Below are 21,002 nucleotides of genomic sequence, written 5' to 3' on the forward strand. Positions count from 1 at the left end.
GCGTCCTGTGGACCGCTTATTGACACCGACCGAAACGGGGATGTGACCGCATGGCCGCTGGAGGCTTCTGCAAGCTGCCGAACGGCACGGTCGTGGTGGCGCTGAACCTGCCCCACGGCTCCGCCGGGGTGCGGGTTCTGGTGCACGCCCAGAACCGGGCCCGAGCCCTGACCAGGCTCCGCAACCTGGGGTTCCGTGCGATCTACCTCCGGGGGAACGCCGCGCCGCCGACCCCGGACGAGATCACGGCCGTGCTGCACCATCCGGACGGCCTGATATGGCGCACGGCACCGACGGACAACGGTGTCATCGTGACCGAGCTGTGGCACCCCATCCGGGCGCTTCAGCGCAGGTCAGCGGTGGTTCAGTGACCCTCAGCCACTGACCACGGGCTTGCCCGTCAGCTCCACGCCCGCCTCTCGCAGCTCCTCCAGCGCCCGCTCCGTCGTCTCCGCAGCAACCCCCGCCGTGAGGTCCAGCAGGACCTGGGTGCGGAAGCCCTCCCGCGCGGCGTCCAGGGCCGTGGCGCGTACGCAGTGGTCCGTGGCTATGCCGACCACGTCGACCTCGTCGATGTGGCGGGCGCGGAGCCAGTCGGCGAGCGGTGTGCCGTTCTCCTCCTTGCCCTCGAAGCCGCTGTAGGCCGCCGAGTACTCCCCCTTGGAGAAGACCGCGTCGACCGCGCCGGAGGCGACGGCGGGAGCGAAGTTGGGGTGGAAGCCCACCCCCTCCGTGCCCGCGACACAGTGCGCGGGCCAGGAGCGGACGAAGTCGGGGTTGTCGGCGAAGTGGCCGCCGGGTGCGATGTGGTGGTCGCGGGTGGCCACCACATGGCGGTATCCGCTGCCCCCGGTCTGGCCGATCAGTTCCGTGATGGCGGCGGCCACGTCCGCACCCCCGGCCACCGCGAGGCTGCCCCCCTCGCAGAAGTCGTTCTGCACATCTACGACGATCAAGGCGCGACGCATGGCGGTTGTCCTTCGACTGAGGATTAAGTAACTGAGCCTAGAGACTTACGGGCCCGTAGGGGAGGGGGCGTGGGCGAGGCGGACGGCGGTCCCGCTTTAGCTACCCGAGCGCCCCTGGACGTACTCCGTCGGAATGACAGGTTCCCCTCGGGAGAGCTGGGTGGCGGAGAGCGGGAGGTTCGCGCGGGCGGCGATGTGGCGGTCGCGCGGCGCGTCCAGGGGTTCGCGGGCCACCACGTCCCCGCCCTTGATCAGCTCCACCAGCAGCTGTCGGTCGGCGAGGTCCGCCGGGACCGGGCCGGTGCCCACCACCTCGGCCTCCGCCACCCCGTCCTCGTCCAGCCGGCGCGCCGCCCACTTGCGGCCCCCGATGGAGGTCTTGCCGCCGCTGGACCTCTTCGCGACCGGCACCAGCGGCGCCTTCGGGTCGCCGGACTCGGCGCGGGCGACCAGCTTGTAGACCATGGAGCAGGTCGGGTGCCCGGAGCCGGTCACCAGCTGGGTGCCGACGCCGTAGGCGTCCACGGGAGCGGCGGCGAGGGAGGCGATCGCGTACTCGTCCAGGTCGGACGTGACGACGATCTTGGTGTTGGCCGCGCCGAGCTCGTTCAGCTGCTGGCGCACCCGGTGGGCGACGAGCAGCAGGTCGCCGGAGTCGATGCGGACCGCGCCCAGCTCGGGGCCGGCCACCTCCACCGCCGTACGGACGGCCTCGGCGACGTCGTAGGTGTCCACCAGCAGGGTGGTGCCCCGGCCGAGGGTGTCGACCTGGGCCTGGAAGGCGTCCCGCTCGCGGTCGTGGAGCAGGGTGAAGGCGTGGGCCGAGGTGCCGACCGTCGGGATGCCGTAGCGGAAGCCGGCCGCGAGGTCGGAGGTGGTCGCGAAGCCGCCGACGTAGGCGGCGCGCGCGGCGGCGACCGCCGCCAGCTCGTGGGTGCGGCGGGCGCCCATCTCGATCAGCGGGCGCTCGCCCGCGGCGGAGGCCATCCGGGAGGCGGCCGCGGCGATCGCGGAGTCGTGGTTGAGGATGGAGAGGATCACCGTCTCCAGCAGCACGCACTCGGCGAAGGTGCCCTCGACGCGCATGATCGGCGAGCCGGGGAAGTAGACCTCGCCCTCGGGGTAGCCCCAGATGTCCCCGCTGAAGCGGTAGTCGGCGAGCCACTTCAGGGTCCGCTCGTCGACGATCTGCCGCTCGCGCAGGAAGCCGAGGACGTCGGCGTCGAAGCGGAAGTTCTCCACCGCGTCCAGGACCCGCCCGGTGCCCGCCACCACGCCGTAGCGGCGCCCCTCCGGCAGGCGCCGGGTGAAGACCTCGAACACGCTCCGCCGTTCGGCCGTACCGGCCTTCAGGGCGGCCTGCAGCATCGTCAGCTCGTACTGGTCAGTGAAGAGCGCCGTCGAGGGAACGTCCACCGGCAGCCCAAGGTCCGCTGTGTTCATGACTGGGGATCGTACTCCCTTTTCGTCGGTGTGACGATTTTTCCTCGCCGTGGCAGCATGGGCAATGTGACGTCACCCGCGCCCCTAGAGATCGAACGCACAGAGTCGGCGGAGGAGGTCTTCGCCGTACCCGAGCCCGACGTCCCCTGGGTCACGATCGTGCACAACGACCCGGTCAACCTCATGAGCTACGTGACGTATGTCTTCCAGTCCTACTTCGGGTACTCGAAGGACAAGGCCACCAAGCTCATGCTCGACGTCCACCACAAGGGCCGGGCGGTCGTCTCCAGCGGGAGCCGCGAGGAGATGGAGCGCGACGTGCAGGCGATGCACGGCTACGGTCTGTGGGCCACCCTGCAGCAGGACCGGAAGTAGCGAACTCATTTACATGCCCGGACAATTCGAACCGCTCCCCGGCGGCGGCGCGGCCGTCGCGCTCGACGACGTCGAGATCTCCATCATCCGGTCGCTGGCCGTCCAGCTCCTGGAGCTCATCGGCCCAGGGCCGGGCGCCGACAGCCCGGAGGACCCGCTCGCCGAGCTGTTCGCGGAGGGCCCGAGCGAGCCGCCCGCCGATCCGGTGCTCAGGAGACTCTTCCCGGATGCCTACAACGACCCGGAGCAGGCCCCGGACTCGCCCGCCGAGGCCGAGGAGCGGCAGGCCCACTCCGCCGAGTTCCGCCGCTACACCGAGAACGACCTGCGCGCCGGCAAGCGCGAGAACGCGCTCGCGGTGATCCGCGCCCTGGACGCGCTCGCCCCGGTGGGCGAGGGCGGGGCGGTGCTGAAGCTGGCGCCGGCGGAGTCCCGGCAGTGGCTCGGCGCGCTCAACGACCTGCGGCTCGCCATCGGCACCCGGCTGGAGATCACCGACGAGGACGACACCGATCTGCTCTACCGGCTCCCGGACGAGGACCCGCGCAAGCCGATGGTGATGGCCTATCTGTGGCTGGGCGGGCTCCAGGAGACCCTGGTCAACACGCTTATGGCGTAATCAGGGCATTTTACGGTGCACGGGTGTTCGCTCAGCGGACGCTCAAATCCGGATAACGATCCCGTCACCGTTGCGGCCTGGTTTGCCGCATACGGGCGCTCTTTGTCCCCTTTTCCCTGTGCGATGCGCCACACCGCGCCCCCGTGATCCATATTGCGGCCGTGATAAATCTTCACGACCGCCCGGCCGACACCACCCATGTCCGGCCGGGTGCGCCACCGAGCCGACGACCGTCGGCCAGGCACGGGCGGACCTGGAAAGCCGCCCAGCTCCAGCAATCCGGGGGGATCGAAACCCGATCCGAGGCCGACGAAAGGCCCGGGTCGGCATGGAGAAAGGCGCACCACACATGACCTCAGCGCAGGTCGACCAGCATCGGGACGGCAAGGACGCCGCGCCGGCCGACAGCGAGGACGGCGAGGGGTACCAGCGCGGGCTCGGGTCCCGGCAGATCCAGATGATCGCCATCGGCGGAGCCATCGGCACCGGCCTGTTCCTCGGCGCGGGCAAGGGCATTTCCAAGGCGGGCCCCAGCCTCATCCTGGCCTACGCCATCGCGGGTCTCGTCATCTTCCTGATCATGCGGGCGCTCGGCGAGCTGCTGATGTACCGCCCGGTGTCGGGTTCGTTCTCGGAGTACGCGCGCGAGTTCATCGGCCCCTTCGCGGGCTTCGTCACCGGCTGGACGTACTGGCTGTTCTGGGTGGTCACCGGCATCACCGAGGTCACGGCCGCGGCCGCCTACATGACGTACTGGTTCGACATCCCGCAGTGGGTCTCGGCCCTGATCTTCACGATCGTGCTGTACGGCGCCAACCTGATCTCCGTGAAGCTCTTCGGTGAGCTGGAGTTCTGGTTCTCCATGGTCAAGGTCACCGCGATCATCGGCATGATCCTGATCTGCGCCGGCATCCTCACGATCGGCTTCTCCGACGCGGGCAGGACCGCCTCGGTGAGCCACCTGTGGAGCGACGGCGGCTTCTTCCCGCACGGCGTCGGCAACACGCTGATGACCCTGCAGATGGTCATGTTCGCCTTCCTCGCCGTCGAGCTGGTCGGTGTCACCGCGGGCGAGTCCAAGGACCCCAAGAAGGTGCTGCCCAAGGCGATCAACACCGTGCCGTGGCGCATCGCCGTCTTCTACGTCGGCGCGCTGATCATGATCCTGTCGGTCGTGCCGTGGACCGAGTTCCACCCGGGCGTGAGCCCGTTCGTGGCCGCCTTCCAGAAGATGGGGCTGTCCGTCGGCGCCGGCATCGTCAACTTCGTCGTGCTCACGGCCGCGCTGTCCTCCTGCAACTCCGGTATGTACTCCACCGGCCGCATGCTGCGCGACCTGGCGCTCAACGGCCAGGGCCCGAAGTTCTTCACCAGGCTGACGCGCAGCGGTACCCCGCTGGTCGGCACGACGTTCTCCGCCGCGCTCATGCTGGTCGGCGTCTGGATCAACTACCAGTGGCCGGGCAAGGCGTTCGACTACGTCGTCTCCTTCGCGACCATCTCCGGCATGTGGGCCTGGATCGTCATCCTGGTCTGCCAGATCCGCTACCGGGCGAAGGCGAACCGCGGGCTGCTGCCGCACAGCGAGTTCCGCGCGCCGGGGGCGCCGTACACGAGCGTCTTCGCGCTGGCGTTCATCCTGATGGTGATCGTACTCATGGGTATCGACAAGGACGCCCGGGTCTCGCTTTACTGTGCTCCGCTGTGGGCCGCGATCCTCGGCGTCTCCTACTGGGTGCTCAAGCGCCGCAACCCGGAGGCCGCGGCCTTCCGCAAGCGCTGACCATCCCCTCCGGGACGTCCGGCCGCACGGGGCTCTCGTGGTGCCCCGCGGCGGCTGCCGCTCAGGACGTCCGGCATATGGGCCGTTCCGTACCACTCTTCGGTACGGAACGGCCCTTCTGCTTATCCTGACGGACATGCTGACCATCACCCAGGCCCTCGTCGACCAGATCGTCGCCCATGCCCGCAAGGACCACCCCGACGAGGCGTGCGGCGTCGTCGCGGGCCCGGCGGGCGCGGACCGCCCCGAGCGCTTCATCCCGATGCTGAACGCGGCCATGTCGCCGACCTTCTACGAGTTCGACTCGGGCGATCTGCTCAAGCTCTACCGCGAGCTGGACGACCGCGACGAGGACCCGGTGGTCATCTACCACTCCCACACCGCGACCGAGGCCTACCCCTCGCGCACCGACATCTCCTACGCCAACGAGCCCGGCGCCCACTACGTCCTGGTCTCCACCCGCGACGCCGACGGCCTCGGCGAGTTCCAGTTCCGCTCCTTCCGGATCGTGGACGGCGAGGTCACGGAGGAGGAGGTCAAGGTCGTGGAGGCCTACTGATCCCGCGATGCGGTCGGATTTCATCCAGCATGCGAGATCACACTCCGATGACCCGACCGGGAATCGTTACGATGAGCCCATGGTTCTTCTCGACGTGAGCGACAAGGCGCCGGGCATGCTGCTCGTGGCGCGGCTGCACGTCGACCTGTGCAGGCTGAACAGCGCCATCTGTTGATCCACCCCGCTGCCGCCGTCCGGCATTGAGCCGCGGCGCGCCGCCGCCGCGCGCCTGACCGAACCGACGACACCTTCCGACAGGAGCCCTGAGCCATGGCCATCGAGGTCCGCATCCCGACCATCCTCCGCACGTACACGGACGGCCAGAAGGCGGTGGAGGGCAGCGGGAACACCCTCGCCGAGCTGTTCGCCGACCTCGAGACCCGGCACGCGGGCATCCAGGCCCGCATCGTGGACGAGGGCAAGCTGCGCCGCTTCGTCAACGTGTACCTGAACGACGAGGACGTGCGCTTCATCGACGGCATCGAGACCAAGCTGTCCGACGGCGACACCGTGACGATCCTGCCGGCCGTCGCCGGCGGCATGCGCTGATCGGTCGCTGAGCAGCGATGCGCTACGACTCCCCGCTGGCCGCGGTGGGCAACACCCCCTTGGTGCGCCTGCCGCGGCTGTCGCCGTCCGCCGACGTCCGTATCTGGGCGAAGCTGGAGGACCGCAACCCCACCGGCTCGGTCAAGGACCGTCCCGCGCTGCACATGATCGAGCAGGCGGAGAAGGACGGCCGGCTCACCCCGGGCTGCACCATCCTGGAGCCCACCTCGGGCAACACCGGCATCTCCCTCGCCATGGCCGCCAAGCTCAAGGGCTACCGCATGGTGTGCGTGATGCCGGAGAACACCTCGCAGGAGCGGAGGGACCTGCTCGGCATGTGGGGCGCCGAGATCATCTCCTCCCCGGCCGCGGGCGGCTCCAACACCGCCGTACGCGTGGCCAAGGAACTGGCCGCCGAGCACCCCGACTGGGTGATGCTCTACCAGTACGGCAACCCGGACAACGCGGGCGCCCACTACGCCACCACGGGCCCCGAGATCCTCGCCGACCTCCCCTCGATCACCCACTTCGTGGCCGGCCTCGGCACCACCGGCACCCTGATGGGCGTCGGCCGGTATCTGCGCGAGCACCGGCCGGGCGTGCAGATCGTCGCCGCCGAACCGCGCTACGACGACCTGGTGTACGGCCTCAGGAACCTGGACGAGGGCTTCGTACCCGAGCTGTACGACGCCTCGGTCCTCACCGCCCGCTTCTCGGTCGGCTCGGCCGACGCGGTGACCCGTACCCGTGAACTGCTGCAGCAGGAGGGCATCTTCGCGGGCGTCTCGACCGGAGCGGCCCTGCACGCGGCGATCGGCGTGGGCAGGAAGGCGGTCAAGGCGGGGGAGTCCGCGGACATCGTCTTCATCGTGGCCGACGGCGGCTGGAAGTACCTGTCCACCGGCGTCTACACGGCGGCCACCACCGAGGAGGCCATCGAGACGCTGCAGGGCCAGCTCTGGGCGTAGCACGGTTTTCGTAACACCGCATTAACGCGGATCAAGCGGTCACCAGCCCCCTCCCATGAGGGGGCTAAGCCATTCCTATGGCAAGGCAAAGAAATTCTTTCACCACTGCCAGTGGTGCTCAGGCCAGAGCTAGCGTCCTCCCGCACCCTGTCATGTCACGCTCACCAGGCGATGACAGGTGCCTGAGAGTGTCATGCTCATGACTGCGCGGTTCTGCCGCCGCTACGCGCGTCACGGGCCTGCCAATCCAGTGCGATACCCCACGTCAACCGGAGGCAGTACCCCATGCGTGAGTCACGCCTTACGCGGCGGAGACGGAGTCTGCGAAGACTCGTCGCCGTCGCCTTCCCCGCGCTCGCCCTGACCGTCGCCGGTCTGGTCGCCGCACCGACCGCCGGCGCCCAGTCCGCCACCGCTCACCCCCACACCTCCAAGGTCACGCAGAACGCCAAGGCGCTGACCGCCCCCGAGCGGCAGACCTTCCACTCGACCGGCAAGGCTGGCCAGAAGGTGCCGACCGAGCACCTGTGCGCCAAGGCCAAGCCGGGCTACGCGTCCTGCTTCGCCCAGCGCCGCACGGACATCCGGCAGCGCCTCGCCTCGGCGGTCGCCGCCGCGGCGCCCTCCGGCCTCTCCCCGGCCAACCTGCACAGCGCCTACAACCTGCCCACCACGGGCGGTTCGGGCATGACGGTCGCCATCGTCGACGCCTACAACGACCCCAACGCCGAGTCGGACCTGGCCACCTACCGCTCCACCTACGGCCTGTCCTCCTGCACCAAGGCCAACGGCTGCTTCAAGCAGGTCAGCCAGACCGGCTCCACCACCTCGCTGCCGACCAACGACAGCGGCTGGGCCGGTGAAGAGGCGCTGGACATCGACATGGTCAGCGCGGTCTGCCCGAACTGCAGCATCATCCTGGTCGAGGCCAACTCCGCGAACGACACCGACCTCGGCATCGCCGAGAACGAGGCTGTCTCGCTCGGCGCCAAGTTCGTCTCCAACAGCTGGGGCGGCTCCGAGTCCTCCTCGCAGACCAGCGAGGACACCTCGTACTTCAAGCACCCGGGCGTCGCGATCACCGTCTCCTCGGGTGACTCCGCCTACGGCGCCGAGTACCCGGCCACCTCCCAGTACGTGACGGCCGTCGGCGGCACCGCGCTCACCACCGCCTCCAACTCCCGCGGCTGGAGCGAGTCGGTGTGGCACACCAACTCCACCGAGGGCACCGGCTCCGGCTGCTCCGCCTACGACCCGAAGCCGAGCTGGCAGACCGACACCGGCTGCACCAAGCGCATGGAGGCCGACGTCTCCGCGGTCGCCGACCCGGCCACCGGTGTGGCGGTCTATGACACCTACGGCGGCTCCGGCTGGGGCGTCGTCGGCGGCACCAGCGCCTCCTCGCCGATCGTCGCCAGCGTCTACGCCCTCGCGGGCACCCCGGGCGCGAGCGACTACCCGGCGAAGTACCCCTACCAGCACACCGGCAACCTGTACGACGTGACCAGCGGCTCCAACGGCTCCTGCTCCACCTCGTACTTCTGCACCGCGCGCACGGGCTACGACGGCCCGACCGGCTGGGGCACCCCGAACGGCACCGCCGCCTTCACCGCCGGCTCCAGCAGCGGCAACACGGTGACCGTCACCAACCCCGGCAGCCAGTCGACCACCACCGGAAGCTCGGCGAGCCTGCAGATCCAGGCCAGCGACAGCGCGGGCGCGGCCCTCACCTACAGCGCCTCCGGCCTGCCGACCGGGCTGTCCATCAACAGCTCCACCGGCCTGATCTCGGGTACGGCGTCCACCGCGGGCACCTACCAGGTCACGGTCACCGCGCAGGACTCCACCGGCGCCTCCGGCTCGACGTCCTTCACCTGGACGGTCGGCTCCTCCGGCGGCACCTGCTCCTCCTCCCAGCTGCTGGCCAACCCGGGCTTCGAGTCGGGCAACACCGGCTGGAGCACCTCCAGCGGCGTCATCACCAACGACACCGGTGAGGCGGCCCACGGCGGCTCGTACTACGCCTGGCTCGACGGCTACGGCTCCAGCCACACCGACACGCTGTCCCAGTCGGTGACGATCCCGGCCGGCTGCAAGGCCACGCTCACCTTCTACCTGCACATCGACACCGCCGAGACCGGCAGCACCGCGTACGACAAGCTGACCGTGACCGCCGGTTCGACCACCCTGGCGACGTACTCGAACGTCAACGCGAACTCCGGGTACGCGCAGAAGACCTTCGACCTGTCCTCGCTGGCGGGCCAGACGGTCACCCTGAAGTTCAACGGCGTGGAGGACTCCTCCCTCCAGACCAGCTTCGTCGTGGACGACACCGCCCTGACGACCAGCTGATCCTCCGCACGACCCCGGGTCCCGCACGCGGAAACCGTCCGCGTGCGGGATCCTATTTCGGTACCGGTACGTCACATCTGCACCAGGCGGCCGAACCCTCACGGCCACGCACGGCAGAAAGGCGAACCCCCATGCGCCGTACGACCCTCTGTGCCCTCGCGGCCACAGCGCTGCTCCTCGCCGGCTGCGGCTCCCACAGCGGCAAGGACACCGGCAGCGGTGGCAGCAAGGTGTCACCGTCCGCATCCCCGAGCGGCGCCGGCTGCGCCCCCCTCGTCCAGCTCAAGGCCTCCGACAGCGGCCGTACCGTGTGCGTGGCCAAGGGCGGCGAGGTCCGGGTCACCCTGGACGGCACCAAGTCCCGCCCCTGGAAGCCGCTCATGGCCACCGGCAGCGCGCTGAAGGGCATCAACGCGGGCTTCGTCATCCTGCCGGGCCAGGCGACGGCCGCGTACCAGGCGGTGGCCACCGGCACCGAGAAACTGACGTCCTCCCGCCCCCTGTGCGCCGAGCCGACGGCGCCGGGCCAGGTGTCCTGCAAAGGCATTCAGGAGTGGACGGTCACGGTGAACGTGAAGTGATCAGCCGGCCAGGTGCCGTACCTGGTCCCACAGCACCGGGTCCACCACACCCACCCGGCGCCGGAAGTCACCGACCGGCACCTCGCGCAGCTCGTCGGTCTCCAGGAAGCTCGGGCGGCCGCGGGCGTCGCCGACCGCGCCCGGCGGCAGCGGGATCACGCCCGCGCGCTCGTCGTGGTACTTGCTGGTGATCTTGGCGACCGTGGCCCTGTTCCCGCGCACGGCCAGCACCAGACACGGCCGGTCCTTCGCGTCGGCGCGGTCCTCGTAGGGGACGTCCGCCCACCAGATGTCCCCGGGGACCGGCCGGGCGGCCTGCCCCGGGCGCATGCGGCCGAGCGATCCGAGGCGCCGGCCGGCGTACCGGCGGCCGCGCCCCCAGCCGTCGATGAGCGTGGCGACCAGCGCGAGCAGTACCACCGCCGCGAGTGCCAGCCACCAGGACGTGTCCATACGACGACGTTACCGGCGCGCGCCGAGGATTGCGCGCCCTCTGCGGATCCTCATGCGCCCCCGGTCCAGCCGAACCGGTGACAGCACAGGTGAGTTCGCCCACAACGGCCCCTGGCGGAGGAGCGACCCGTGCTTTCGCGCCTTACGCTCGACGAACCGCACGACCCCCGTTTCCAGCCCCTTTATGATCTTTCCGCCAGCGGAGGTTTCTGCTTCATGAAGCTCACCGTCGTCGGCTGCTCGGGGTCGTTCCCGTCCGCGGAATCGGCCTGCTCGAGCTACCTCGTCGAGGCCGACGGCTTCCGGCTGCTCCTCGACATGGGCAACGGCGCCCTTGGCGAGCTGCAGCGCCACTGCGGTCTCTACGACCTGAACGCGATCTTCCTGAGCCATCTGCACGCCGATCACTGCATCGACATGCTCGGGTACTTCGTCGCGCGCTACTACCGCCACGACGGCGGCCGCTGCGACCCCATCCCGGTCTACGGCCCCGAGGGCACCGAACACCGCCTGACCACCGCCTACGCCGACACCCCGTCCGCCTCGTCCATGAGCGAGGTGTTCGACTTCCACACGGTCAAGCCGTCCACGTTCGAGATCGGCCCGTTCACGGTGCACACCGAGCGGGTCCGCCATCCCGTGGAGGCGTACGCCATCCGTATCGAGCACGGCGGGAGGTCGCTGACGTACTCCGGCGACACGGGGGTCACCGAGACGCTGGACGAGCTGGCCCGGGACACCGACCTGTTCCTGTGCGAGGCCGCGTTCACGCACGGCAAGGAGAACATCCCGGACCTGCATCTCAACGGCCGCGAGGCGGGCGAGACGGCCGCGCGGGCCGGCGCGCGGCGCCTGGTGCTCACGCACATCCCGCCGTGGACCGATCCGCAGGTGAACCTCCGTGACGCGCGTGCGGTGTTCGGCGGGCCGGTGGAGCTGGCGGCGCCGAGGACGACGTACGAGATCTAGCCTCCGCATGACGAAGGCCCCCGGAACCTTCCGGGGGCCTTCGTCATGTCGTGGCCGTCAGGCCTTGGTGAGGTCCTCGACCTCCTCCTCGGGCTCGCGGCCCGGGGTGGGGAGGTTGAACCTGACGATCGCGAAGCGGAAGACCGTGTAGTAGATCGCCGCGAAGACCAGACCGATCGGGATGATCAGCCAGGGCTTGGTCGCCAGGTTCCAGTTGAGCGCGTAGTCGATGAAGCCCGCGGAGAAGGTGAAGCCCGCGTGGACGCCGAGCGCCCAGGTGATCGCCATGGACAGGGCCGTCAGCACCGCGTGGATCGCGTACAGCAGCGGTGCGATGAACATGAACGAGAACTCGATCGGCTCGGTGACACCGGTGACGAAGGAGGTCAGCGCGAGGGAGATCATCATGCCGAGGACGGCCTTGCGGCGCTCGGGGCGGGCGGCGTGCGCGATGGCGAGAGCGGCGGCCGGCAGGCCGAACATCATGATCGGGAAGAAGCCGGACATGAACATACCGGCGTGCGGGTCACCGGCGAAGAAGCGGTTCAGGTCGCCGTGCACGACCTGGCCGGCCGCGTTCTTGTAGTCACCGATCTGGAACCAGGAGACGGTGTTCACGAACTGGTGCATGCCGACCGGGATCAGCGCGCGGTTGACCAGACCGAACAGACCCGCGCCCACCGCGCCGAGACCGGTGATCCACTCGCCGGCGTTGGAGATGCCCTCACCGATGGGCTTCCAGACCAGACCGAAGAAGACACCCATGGCGGTGCCGACGAAGGCCATGATGATCGGCACCAGCCGGCGGCCGTTGAAGAAGCCGAGCCAGTCCACCAGCTTCTTGCGGTGGTAGCGCTGCCACAGAACGGCGGCCAGCAGACCCATCAGGATGCCGCCGAGGACACCGGGGTTGTTGTAGGTCGCGGCTATGTCCGCGCCCTTCTGTATCTTGGCCTCGGTGACCGGGAACGCCTTCAGCACATTGCTGTAGACCAGGAAGCCGACCAGGGCGGCCAGCGCCGTCGAGCCGTCCGACTTCTTGGCGAAGCCGATCGCGACACCGATGCAGAACAGCATCGGCAGGTTGTCGAAGATGGCGCCACCGGCCGTGGCGAACACCGCCGTGACCTTGTCGGGCAGGTGCAGCTTGTCGTGGATGTCCTGCTGGCCCAGACGCAGCAGGATGCCCGCCGCCGGCAGTACGGCGATGGGGAGCTGCAGACTGCGGCCGACCTTCTGCAGGCCCTGGAACAGACCGGATCCCCGCTTCTTCGCGGGAGCCGCCGTCGCGGTGGCGGTGCTCATGGATGGTTCCTCCATCGGTGGTGGTCTACACCACTCAGTGGTGTAGACCTGTTGTAGCACGATGAAGGCGGTATAAGGAACCACGAAATCCGCTACCGGAACGCTACGCGGCGTGCCGATGTGCTAGGGAGTCACGCCTTGGTGATGTCCTCGACCTCGTCCTCCGGCTCACGGCCCGGTGTCTTCAGGTCGAATTTCGTGATCGCGAACCGGAAGACGGCGTAGTACACCGCCGCGAAACACAGGCCGATCGGGATGATCAGCCCCGGTTTCGTCGCCAGGCGCCAGTTGATGACGTAGTCGATCAGGCCGGCCGAGAAACTGAACCCGTCGTGCACCCCGAGCGCCCAGGTCACCGCCATCGAGACACCGGTCAGCAGGGCGTGGACGGCGTACAGCAGCGGCGCGATGAACATGAACGAGTACTCGATCGGCTCGGTGATGCCGGTGACGAACGACGTCAGCGCCACCGACAGCATCAGGCCGCCGACCTCCTTGCGGCGGCTCGGTCTGGCGCAGTGCGTGATGGCCAGCGCGGCGGCCGGCAGCGCGAACATCATGATCGGGAAGAAGCCCGAGGTGAACTGGCCGGCGTGCGGATCGCCCTGGAGGAACATGTTGATGTCGCCGTGCACCACCGTGCCGTCGGGCTTGGTGTAGCTGCCGAACTGGAACCAGATGGGCACGTTGAGGAACTGGTGCAGACCGACGACGAGCAGCGCCCGGTTGGCGACGCCGAAGACCCCCGCGCCCCAGGAACCCGCGTCCCGCAGCCACTTGCTGAAGCTCTCCAGTCCGCCGCCGATCGGCGGCCAGATCCACAGACACAGCGCCGCGAGGACGATGGCGACGAACGCCATGATGATCGGCACCAGTCGCCGGCCGTTGAAGAAGCCCAGCCAGTCCACCAGCCTGGTGCGGTGGAAGCGGGCCCAGAAGAAGGCGGCCAGCAGGCCCAGCACGATGCCGCCGAAGACGCCCGGGTTCTGGAAGGTGAAGGGCGTCACCGAACCCGTCCCCGCGCCGACGGTTACCTGGCAGCCGACCTGGGGGATCGCCTTGGAGCCGCCGGGGCAGTTCTGGGGGAACTGGTGCAGCACCCCGTAGTAGACGAGGAAACCCGTCACCGCCGCCAGCGCCGTCGAGCCGTCCGCCTTCTTCGCCATGCCGATCGCCACGCCCACGCAGAACAGCAGCGGAAGCCCGATCGAGCCGTCGAGCAGGGCGCCGCCCGCGCCGGCCATGACCTTCGAGACGTTCGTCCAGCCGAGCCCGTCCTTGCCGAACACGTCCGGCTGGCCCAGCCGGTTGATGATGCCCGCCGCCGGCAGCACCGCGATCGGCAGCTGCAGACTGCGGCCCATCTTCTGCAGGCCCTGGAACAGGTGGTTCCAGCGTTCCCGCGCCGGGCCGGCCGTGCTGGCCGCGGGCGCGCTCTCGGCACTCATGGCGTCCTCCCGGCCACTCGACTCGGACGCGGTTTGGCGACCGTACCCCCTGTGGTGTAGACCAGTTGGCGGACGGTTCCGCTGTCGTGATCGCCATCATTCGGCACGCACGGCATGACCGCTCGCGAAGATGGGCCAACTGTGGGTTACTGCGACAAAGCGGTTCGGATCAGGGAGAAGGAACATGGCCAGCAAGGCTGAGAAGATCGTCGCCGGCCTCGGCGGCATCGACAACATCGAGGAGATCGAGGGCTGCATCACCCGGCTGCGCACCGAGGTGTCCGACCCCTCCCTGGTCGACGAGGCCGCCCTGAAGGCCGCCGGCGCCCACGGCGTCGTCAAGATGGGCACGGCCGTCCAGGTCGTCATCGGTACCGATGCCGACCCGATCGCCGCGGAGATCGAAGACATGATGTGAGCCCACGGGCTCACCGGAAAAGGGGCTCTTCCCGACGCGGGCGGAGCCCCTTCCCCAGGTACGGCTAGGCTCCTTGCCATGTCTCGCATCGACGGCCGTACCCCCCAACAGCTCCGCCCGGTCACCATCGAACGCGGCTGGAGCAAGCACGCCGAGGGCTCCGTCCTCGTCTCCTTCGGCGACACCAAGGTGTTCTGCACCGCCTCCGTGACCGAGGGAGTGCCGCGCTGGCGCAAGGGCAGCGGCGAGGGCTGGGTCACCGCGGAGTACGCCATGCTGCCCCGCGCCACCAACACCCGCGGCGACCGCGAGTCCGTCAAGGGCAAGATCGGCGGCCGTACCCACGAGATCTCCCGGCTCATCGGCCGCTCGCTGCGCGCCGTCATCGACTACAAGGCGCTCGGCGAGAACACCATCGTCCTCGACTGCGACGTCCTCCAGGCCGACGGCGGCACCCGCACCGCCGCGATCACCGGCGCCTACGTCGCCCTCGCCGACGCCGTCGCCTGGGCCCAGCGCAAGAAGCTGATCAAGGCCGGCCGCCAGCCGCTCACCGGCACCGTCTCCGCCGTCTCCGTCGGCATCGTCGGCGGCGTCCCGCTGCTCGACCTCTGCTACGAGGAGGACGTGCGCGCCGAGACCGACATGAACGTCGTCTGCACCGGCGACGGCCGCTTCGTCGAGGTCCAGGGCACCGCCGAGGCCGAGCCCTTCGCCCGCGAGGAACTCGACGCCCTGCTCGACCTCGCCGTCACCGGCTGCGCCGAACTGGCCGCCCACCAGCGCGCGGCCCTCGAAGCCACGCTCGCGAAGTAGGCGAAGACCCGGAAGCAGGAAGACCCGGAAGTAAAGGGCAGACCAAAAGGACGGGCGCGCAGGGGCAACCCGCGCGCCCGTCCCGGCGTCCTAGGGGTACGGCGGCCGCACCGGGCCGTACGGGCCCTACCAGGGGAGGGAAACACCACCATGGCCGTCAGCCGACGCCGTCTCACCGCCGTCGCCGCCGTGGCGCTCGCCGCGCTCACCACCGGCCTCACCACCGGCTGCGACGCCGTGAACAAGGCCCTGGACTGCGTGCAGACCGCCGACTCCATCGCCGACAGCGTCACCGACCTCCAGCAGGCGGTCGAGAACGCGGCGAGCGACCCGAGCCGGGCGGACGCCTCCCTCGACTCCATCGAGCAGAACCTGAGGAAGATCGGCGACAAGACGGACAACGCCGACGTCAACAAGGCGGTCGACGACTTGGATAAGGCCGTGGGGAACGTCCGTACGGCCCTCAAGAACGGCGACAAGACGCCGGACCTGGGCCCGGTCACGGACGCGGCCGGCGAACTCACCAAGGTCTGCACGAAGTGACCCAGGGGCGCAGGGCTCAGCGCTCCAGGTCCCGGCGCCGCTCCTTCAGCCGTTGCCGTTCCGCTCGGGTGATCTTGCGGGTCACGTCCACCCCGCCCCAGAACGCAAGGCCCCCGATGATCACCCGCGGCGCGCCCGGCTCCGGCGGGCCGTCGTCCCGGGGATGGTCGAAGCCGCCCATGATGCCGATGCCGCGGACCACGACCTCGACCCCCGGCGGCACGATGACCTGCACCCCGCCCATGATCGCCACGCAGTTGATCTCGACCTCGCGGTCCGCGAAGTCCGCCTCCCGCAGGTCGATCTCGCCGCCGCCCCAGAACGCGAAGCAGTCGAACCGCTTCGGCACCGTCCAGCGGCCCTTGCGCTGGAAGCCGGACATGATGGCGACCGCACCCGCCGAGGACCCCTCGCCCCCGACGATCCGGCCCGCCCAACTCCCGCTCTCCGCCGGTTCCTTGGTGAAGGACACCGGGACGGGCGCCGTCACCGTGCCGGCCGCCGGCAGATCACGGGTGAGCGGCGCCAGCTCGCCGTACGTACGCGCCTTGTACGTCGCCTCCAGCCGCTCCTCGAACTCCGCCATGTCGAGCCGGCCCTCGGCCAGAGCGTCCCGCAGGACCTCGGCGACCCGCTCACGGTCGCTGTCGGACGCCCGGAGGTCCGGACTTGCGTCGTCGGTCATGACAGCAGCCTACGAGACCGCCTTCTCCGCGTACATCTTGGCGATGACCGCCTCGATGTCCGGTTCCCGCACCGACAGGTCCACCAGCGGATACTCCGCCGCGAGATACGCCACGAGCGGCGCCGCCGACTGCCCCGCCGGGAACGCCAGCCACTGCCGCGGCCCCTCCACCCGCACCACCCGCGCCGACGGCACCTCCACCGGCGGCAGTTCCCGCTCCAGGTCCACCACCAGCGTCCGCTCGCTCTCCCCGGCCTCGTGCAGCCCCACGAGCGGCCCGTCGTACATCAGCCGGCCGTGGTCGATCACCATCACCCGGGAGCACAACTGCTCGATGTCCTGCAGATCGTGCGTCGTCAGCAGCACGGTCGTACCCCGCTCGGCGTTCAACTCCCGCAGGAAACCACGGACCTTCGCCTTCGACACGACGTCCAGCCCGATCGTCGGCTCGTCCAGGTACAGCACCTCCGGGTCGTGCAGCAGGGCCGCCGCGATGTCCCCGCGCATCCGCTGCCCGAGCGAGAGCTGCCGCACGGGCACGTCCAACAGGGCGGCCAGCTCCAGCAGTTCGACGCACCGGTCCAGGTTCTCCCGGTAACGCGCATCCGGGATCCGGTACATGCGGTGCGCAAGCCGGTAGGAGTCGATCAGCGGCAGGTCCCACCACAGGGTCGTACGCTGCCCGAACACCACCCCGATCCGGTGCGCCAGGCGCCGGCGCTCCCGTGACGGATCGATGCCCGCCACCCGCAGCCTGCCCCCGCTCGGCGTCAGGATGCCGGTCAGCATCTTGATCGTGGTCGACTTCCCGGCGCCGTTCGGCCCGATGTACCCGACCATCTCCCCGCGCGCCACCCTGAACGAGATCGCGTCCACCGCCCGCACCTCGCGCCGCTCCCGCTTCAGGAACCCGGTCTTCCTGCGCACCTCGAAGACCTTCTCGACCTGCTCCAGTGAGATGAAATCGCTGTCCGCCACCGCGCTAGCTCCCTGTACTCCGATACGAACGAAGTCCCGCCCGCCAGGCCAGCCCCGCCAGCGCGCAGCACCCCACCGCCACCAGCGGCGGAGCGAACGCCAGCCACTCGGGCAGCCCCAGCGGATACGGCCGCCCCAGCACATAGGTCGCGGGCAGCCAGTTGACGAAGGCCAGCGGCAGCACGAACGTCACCCCGCGCACCAGCTCCTTCGCGAACACCGTCGGCGGATACTGCAGCAGCGTCGTACCGCCGTAGGTGAAGGCGTTCTGCACCTCCGAGGCGTCCGACGCCAGGAACTGGAAGGCCGCCCCCGCCACGAACACCGCGCAGAAGATCCCGCAGCCGCTCACCACCATCACCGGCATCAGCAGCAGCTTCAGCGGCGTCCAGGCGATGTCCAGCCGGGCCACCGCCCAGGTGAGCACCAGCAGGCCCTGCACCACCCGGCCCAGCCGGCGCAGCGCGAACTGGTCGGCCGCCACCTGGGCCAGCACCGGCGCCGGCCGCACCAGCAGCGTGTCCAGCGTGCCGTCGCGCACCCGCCGCCCCAACCGCTCCATCGACCCGATCACCAGGTCGGCAAGACCGAAGGCCGTACCGGACAGCCCGTACAGGAAGGCCACCTCCGGCAGCGACCAGCCGCCCAGCGCGTCCACCCGCGAGAACATCAGCATGATCCCGACGAAATCGAGGAGAGTCGCCGAGAAGTTGCCGAACGTGGTCATCAGGAACGAGGCGCGGTAGGCCATGGTGGACCTGATCCACATCCCGGCAATCATCAGATAGGCCCGCACCCCCTCCCGCACCCGGCCGGGGCCGATCTCAGCCACCCTGGACCACCACCCTGCGCGTCGCCGCCGACTGCACCAGCCGCCCCGCGCCCAGCAGCACCACCGCCCACGCGCCCTGGAACACATACGTGCCCAGCGGATCCGCGTGCCCCAGCAGCACCTGGGCCGGCGCCTGCAGCAGCGAGGACCACGGCAGCGCCCGTACGACCTCGCCGAGCGCCCCCGGGAAGATGTTCAGCGGCAGCAGCATGCCCGAGCAGAAGTAGCCGACCAGCCATGACATCTGCGTCACACCCATGCCGTCCAGGAACCAGAACGTGCTGAGCGCCACCAGGTACCGGATGCCGAATCCGACGAGCATCGCCAGCAGCACGGCGACGAAGAAGGCGACCCAGGTGCCCATGTCCGTCGGCAGGTACACCGGAAAACACAGAGCACCGAAGACAAAGGGAACGATCCCTCGTCCCACCAACTGAAAGAACGCCCGGCCCAGGTCGGTGGCGAGCCACCACATCTGCAGATCGGCGGGCCGGTACAGGTCGATCGCCACGTCCCCCGTACGGATGCGTTCCATCAACTCGGTCTCGACGCCACCGCCGCCGATCGCGAGCGTCGACAGGAACGCCTGCCCCAGCCACACATACGTCACGACCTGCGCCTGATCCCACCCGCCGAGGTGCGGCCGCTCGTCCCACAGCGCCCGATACGTATAGACGAGGATCAGCCCGAAGACCGTGTTCGTGAACACCCCTGCCGCAGTGGCGGCCCGATACGTCGCGTACCGTCTGAATCCCCCCGCCGCGACGGCCACGTACAACCGTCCCGCGCCCACGCCAGTCCACCTCCCGGGACCGCTCGACACCGAAGCGCAGGAGCCTAGTCCCGGAGCCCGGCGTCCGGCCACGCAATTTCGTGGTCGAAGCGTGCTGGAATCCGGGAACGGAACGCCAGGTGCGAGAGTCTTCAAACTGGGGGCGCAGAAGAGCGTACGAGGCGTACGGGAACGTACGACGCGAAACAGGAGTCCGTGCACGAATGAGCGACGAGCCGCAGCCGCAGCAGCCGAACGAAGGCATGCCGCCGAGAAAGCGGCCCGGGGAGGCCGAGCCCGAGGGGGCCGGCACAGCGACACAGCCCGAGGGCGCCGGCGGGCAGTCCGGGGAGAGGCCGGGGCCGGCGGGTTCGGCTGGTACGGCGGAGTCCGAGGGGTCCGGCCGACGGGCGGGGTCCCGGGAGACGCCGGGTGCGGCGGGTGCGGCTGGTACGGCGGAGTCCGAGGGGTCCGGCCGACGGGCGGGGTCCCGGGAGACGCCGGGTGCGGCGGGTGCGGCGGAGTCCGCGCGGGCCGAGACGGGCGGTACGGCCGAGCGGGGCGGGCAGTCCCGGCAGGCTGACCGGGGCGCGCAGTCCCGGCAGGCCGACCGGGCTGGTCGGGCCGAGCAAGCTGGTCAGGCTGAGCAGGGCGGCACGGCTGACCGGGCTGGTCAGGCTGGTCAGGGTGGTCAGGCTCGGGAGACCGGGTCCGGCCGAGCCGGTGACCGTATGGCCTCCCCGGACCGCTCGACTCCGGCGGGCTCGTCGACTGCGGCGGACCGCTCGGCCCTGGACCGGACGGCCTCCATGGCCCGGGCCCGCCAGGCGGCCCGAGGCGGCCGGACGGAACAGCAGGAGGCGACCGCGTCCAACGACACGGGTTCCGGTGGCCTTTCGGCTTCCGGCGCGGCTTCGGGCCCCGGTGGGGGCTCGACGGCGCGCGGAGGCTCGGCGTCCGGTGAGGCCTCGGGTTCCGGTAGGGGCTCGGGCTTCGGCGCAGGCTCGGTGGACCGAGGCGCGCCGGTGTCCCGTGGGGCTGCTGGTGACGGCTCGGGGGCTCGCGGCGGCGCGGGCTCCGGTACGGGCGCGTCGGACCAGGGCGCGTCGGCGTCCGGCAGCGGCTCGGCGGCTCGTGAGACCCAGGTCTCGGGTGGCTCGGCAGCCGGCGCCGCCTCGGCGTCCGGCGCCTCCAGCGCGTCCCAGGCCGCAGGCGCCTCCAGTGCTTCCCAGGGCTCCAGGTCCTCCGTCGCTTCCCAGGGCTCGGAGCCCTCCAGCGCGTCCCAGGCCGCAGGTGCACCCAGCGCTTCCCAGGGCTCGGAGCCCCCCAGCGCGTCCCAGGGCTCGGGGTCCTCCAGCGCGTCCCAGGCCGCAGGTGCACCCAGCGCTTCCCAGGGCTCGGAGCCCTCCAGCGCGTCCCAGGGCTCGGGGTCCTCCAGCGCATCCCAGGCCGCAGGTGCCCCCGGCGTTCCCCAGGGCTCCAAGCCCTCCAGCTCTTCCCAGGACTCCGGCGGCTCCGCCGTATCCCAGGGCTCCGGTCGGCCCCGTACTGACTCCGGGAAGCCGCAGGTCCCGGCGCAGGCTCAG

At 70.0% G+C, this 21,002-nt stretch carries 23 protein-coding genes and 1 pseudogene; 14 read left to right on the forward strand and 10 right to left on the reverse strand.

Features of this window, described 5'->3' with window-relative positions:
- The first annotated feature begins 50 nt into the window (after positions 1–50).
- On the forward strand, positions 51–371 hold the full coding sequence (locus ACWCQS_RS07765; protein WP_450984980.1) for a hypothetical protein: 321 nt from the start codon (positions 51–53) through the stop codon (positions 369–371).
- A gap of 3 nt (positions 372–374) precedes the next feature.
- On the opposite strand, the gene ACWCQS_RS07770 is transcribed toward ACWCQS_RS07765, so the two are convergent.
- Positions 375–968, reverse strand: a complete 594-nt coding sequence (locus ACWCQS_RS07770; RefSeq protein WP_451003613.1) for a nicotinamidase — start codon at positions 966–968, stop codon at positions 375–377.
- A 96-nt stretch (positions 969–1,064) separates the two neighbouring features.
- Positions 1,065–2,411 (reverse strand): nicotinate phosphoribosyltransferase, encoded by a 1,347-nt coding sequence (locus tag ACWCQS_RS07775; RefSeq protein WP_451003614.1) that lies wholly within the window; start codon positions 2,409–2,411, stop codon positions 1,065–1,067.
- Between the two features lie 57 nt (positions 2,412–2,468).
- Between ACWCQS_RS07775 and clpS the strand changes: the two genes are divergently transcribed.
- The 9 genes from clpS to ACWCQS_RS07820 all read left to right on the forward strand — a co-directional run bounded on the left by clpS (position 2,469) and on the right by ACWCQS_RS07820 (position 10,197).
- The gene (gene clpS / locus ACWCQS_RS07780) at positions 2,469–2,786 is read left to right on the forward strand and encodes an ATP-dependent Clp protease adapter ClpS (protein WP_107455226.1); all 318 of its coding nucleotides are present in this window, start codon (positions 2,469–2,471) and stop codon (positions 2,784–2,786) included.
- Positions 2,787–2,799: 13 nt separating this feature from the next.
- Entirely contained in the window at positions 2,800–3,405 is a 606-nt protein-coding gene (locus tag ACWCQS_RS07785) for a DUF2017 domain-containing protein (RefSeq protein ID WP_451003615.1), read from the forward strand.
- Between the two features lie 349 nt (positions 3,406–3,754).
- Positions 3,755–5,188 carry an amino acid permease gene (locus ACWCQS_RS07790; RefSeq protein ID WP_451003616.1) on the forward strand — a complete coding sequence of 478 codons (1,434 nt, stop codon included), beginning with the start codon at positions 3,755–3,757 and terminating at the stop codon, positions 5,186–5,188.
- A gap of 136 nt (positions 5,189–5,324) precedes the next feature.
- Positions 5,325–5,747 carry a Mov34/MPN/PAD-1 family protein gene (locus ACWCQS_RS07795; protein ID WP_451003617.1) on the forward strand — a complete coding sequence of 141 codons (423 nt, stop codon included), beginning with the start codon at positions 5,325–5,327 and terminating at the stop codon, positions 5,745–5,747.
- Positions 5,748–5,826: 79 nt separating this feature from the next.
- Positions 5,827–5,922: a putative leader peptide gene (locus ACWCQS_RS07800; RefSeq protein ID WP_317774922.1), complete on the forward strand. Its 96-nt coding sequence runs from the start codon at positions 5,827–5,829 to the stop codon at positions 5,920–5,922.
- 95 nt (positions 5,923–6,017) lie between these two features.
- On the forward strand, positions 6,018–6,296 hold the full coding sequence (locus tag ACWCQS_RS07805; protein WP_388627396.1) for a MoaD/ThiS family protein: 279 nt from the start codon (positions 6,018–6,020) through the stop codon (positions 6,294–6,296).
- A gap of 17 nt (positions 6,297–6,313) precedes the next feature.
- Positions 6,314–7,264, forward strand: coding sequence for a PLP-dependent cysteine synthase family protein (locus ACWCQS_RS07810; protein ID WP_388627398.1), 951 nt, complete (start codon positions 6,314–6,316; stop codon positions 7,262–7,264).
- A 285-nt stretch (positions 7,265–7,549) separates the two neighbouring features.
- Positions 7,550–9,616 carry a putative Ig domain-containing protein gene (locus ACWCQS_RS07815; protein ID WP_451003618.1) on the forward strand — a complete coding sequence of 689 codons (2,067 nt, stop codon included), beginning with the start codon at positions 7,550–7,552 and terminating at the stop codon, positions 9,614–9,616.
- Positions 9,617–9,747: 131 nt separating this feature from the next.
- Positions 9,748–10,197 (forward strand): hypothetical protein, encoded by a 450-nt coding sequence (locus ACWCQS_RS07820; RefSeq protein WP_451003619.1) that lies wholly within the window; start codon positions 9,748–9,750, stop codon positions 10,195–10,197.
- Here the strand turns inward: ACWCQS_RS07820 and ACWCQS_RS07825 are convergent, their stop codons facing one another.
- Entirely contained in the window at positions 10,198–10,650 is a 453-nt protein-coding gene (locus tag ACWCQS_RS07825) for a type II toxin-antitoxin system PemK/MazF family toxin (protein WP_451003620.1), read from the reverse strand.
- 216 nt (positions 10,651–10,866) lie between these two features.
- Between ACWCQS_RS07825 and ACWCQS_RS07830 the strand changes: the two genes are divergently transcribed.
- Positions 10,867–11,619 (forward strand): MBL fold metallo-hydrolase, encoded by a 753-nt coding sequence (locus ACWCQS_RS07830; RefSeq protein ID WP_451003621.1) that lies wholly within the window; start codon positions 10,867–10,869, stop codon positions 11,617–11,619.
- Between the two features lie 57 nt (positions 11,620–11,676).
- Here ACWCQS_RS07830 and ACWCQS_RS07835 read toward each other — a convergent pair whose 3' ends face one another.
- Entirely contained in the window at positions 11,677–12,924 is a 1,248-nt protein-coding gene (locus ACWCQS_RS07835) for a PTS transporter subunit EIIC (RefSeq protein ID WP_450985377.1), read from the reverse strand.
- A 131-nt stretch (positions 12,925–13,055) separates the two neighbouring features.
- Entirely contained in the window at positions 13,056–14,372 is a 1,317-nt protein-coding gene (locus ACWCQS_RS07840; protein WP_451003622.1) for a PTS transporter subunit EIIC, read from the reverse strand.
- 184 nt (positions 14,373–14,556) lie between these two features.
- On the opposite strand from ACWCQS_RS07840, the gene ACWCQS_RS07845 reads away from it, so the two are divergent.
- From ACWCQS_RS07845 to ACWCQS_RS07855, 3 genes are all read left to right on the forward strand, one after another.
- Entirely contained in the window at positions 14,557–14,790 is a 234-nt protein-coding gene (locus ACWCQS_RS07845) for a PTS glucose/sucrose transporter subunit IIB (RefSeq protein WP_356309433.1), read from the forward strand.
- A 78-nt stretch (positions 14,791–14,868) separates the two neighbouring features.
- Positions 14,869–15,606: a ribonuclease PH gene (rph, locus tag ACWCQS_RS07850; RefSeq protein WP_451003623.1), complete on the forward strand. Its 738-nt coding sequence runs from the start codon at positions 14,869–14,871 to the stop codon at positions 15,604–15,606.
- Between the two features lie 150 nt (positions 15,607–15,756).
- Positions 15,757–16,149: a hypothetical protein gene (locus ACWCQS_RS07855; protein ID WP_451003624.1), complete on the forward strand. Its 393-nt coding sequence runs from the start codon at positions 15,757–15,759 to the stop codon at positions 16,147–16,149.
- A gap of 19 nt (positions 16,150–16,168) precedes the next feature.
- Here ACWCQS_RS07855 and ACWCQS_RS07860 read toward each other — a convergent pair.
- The 5 genes and pseudogenes from ACWCQS_RS07860 to ACWCQS_RS07880 all read right to left on the reverse strand — a co-directional run.
- Positions 16,169–16,834, reverse strand: a pseudogene (locus ACWCQS_RS07860) (DUF1707 SHOCT-like domain-containing protein); the annotation flags it as partial.
- A 9-nt stretch (positions 16,835–16,843) separates the two neighbouring features.
- Positions 16,844–17,812 carry an ABC transporter ATP-binding protein gene (locus ACWCQS_RS07865; RefSeq protein WP_451003625.1) on the reverse strand — a complete coding sequence of 323 codons (969 nt, stop codon included), beginning with the start codon at positions 17,810–17,812 and terminating at the stop codon, positions 16,844–16,846.
- A gap of 4 nt (positions 17,813–17,816) precedes the next feature.
- Positions 17,817–18,593: an ABC transporter permease gene (locus ACWCQS_RS07870; RefSeq protein ID WP_388627733.1), complete on the reverse strand. Its 777-nt coding sequence runs from the start codon at positions 18,591–18,593 to the stop codon at positions 17,817–17,819.
- A gap of 43 nt (positions 18,594–18,636) precedes the next feature.
- A complete protein-coding gene (locus ACWCQS_RS07875; RefSeq protein WP_451003626.1) occupies positions 18,637–19,437 on the reverse strand; it encodes an ABC transporter permease in 801 nt (266 codons plus the stop codon).
- A gap of 670 nt (positions 19,438–20,107) precedes the next feature.
- A complete protein-coding gene (locus ACWCQS_RS07880) occupies positions 20,108–20,899 on the reverse strand; it encodes a hypothetical protein (RefSeq protein ID WP_451003627.1) in 792 nt (263 codons plus the stop codon).
- Between the last annotated feature and the right edge of the window lie 103 nt (positions 20,900–21,002).

This window comes from Streptomyces sp. NPDC002076, from assembly GCF_053593835.1.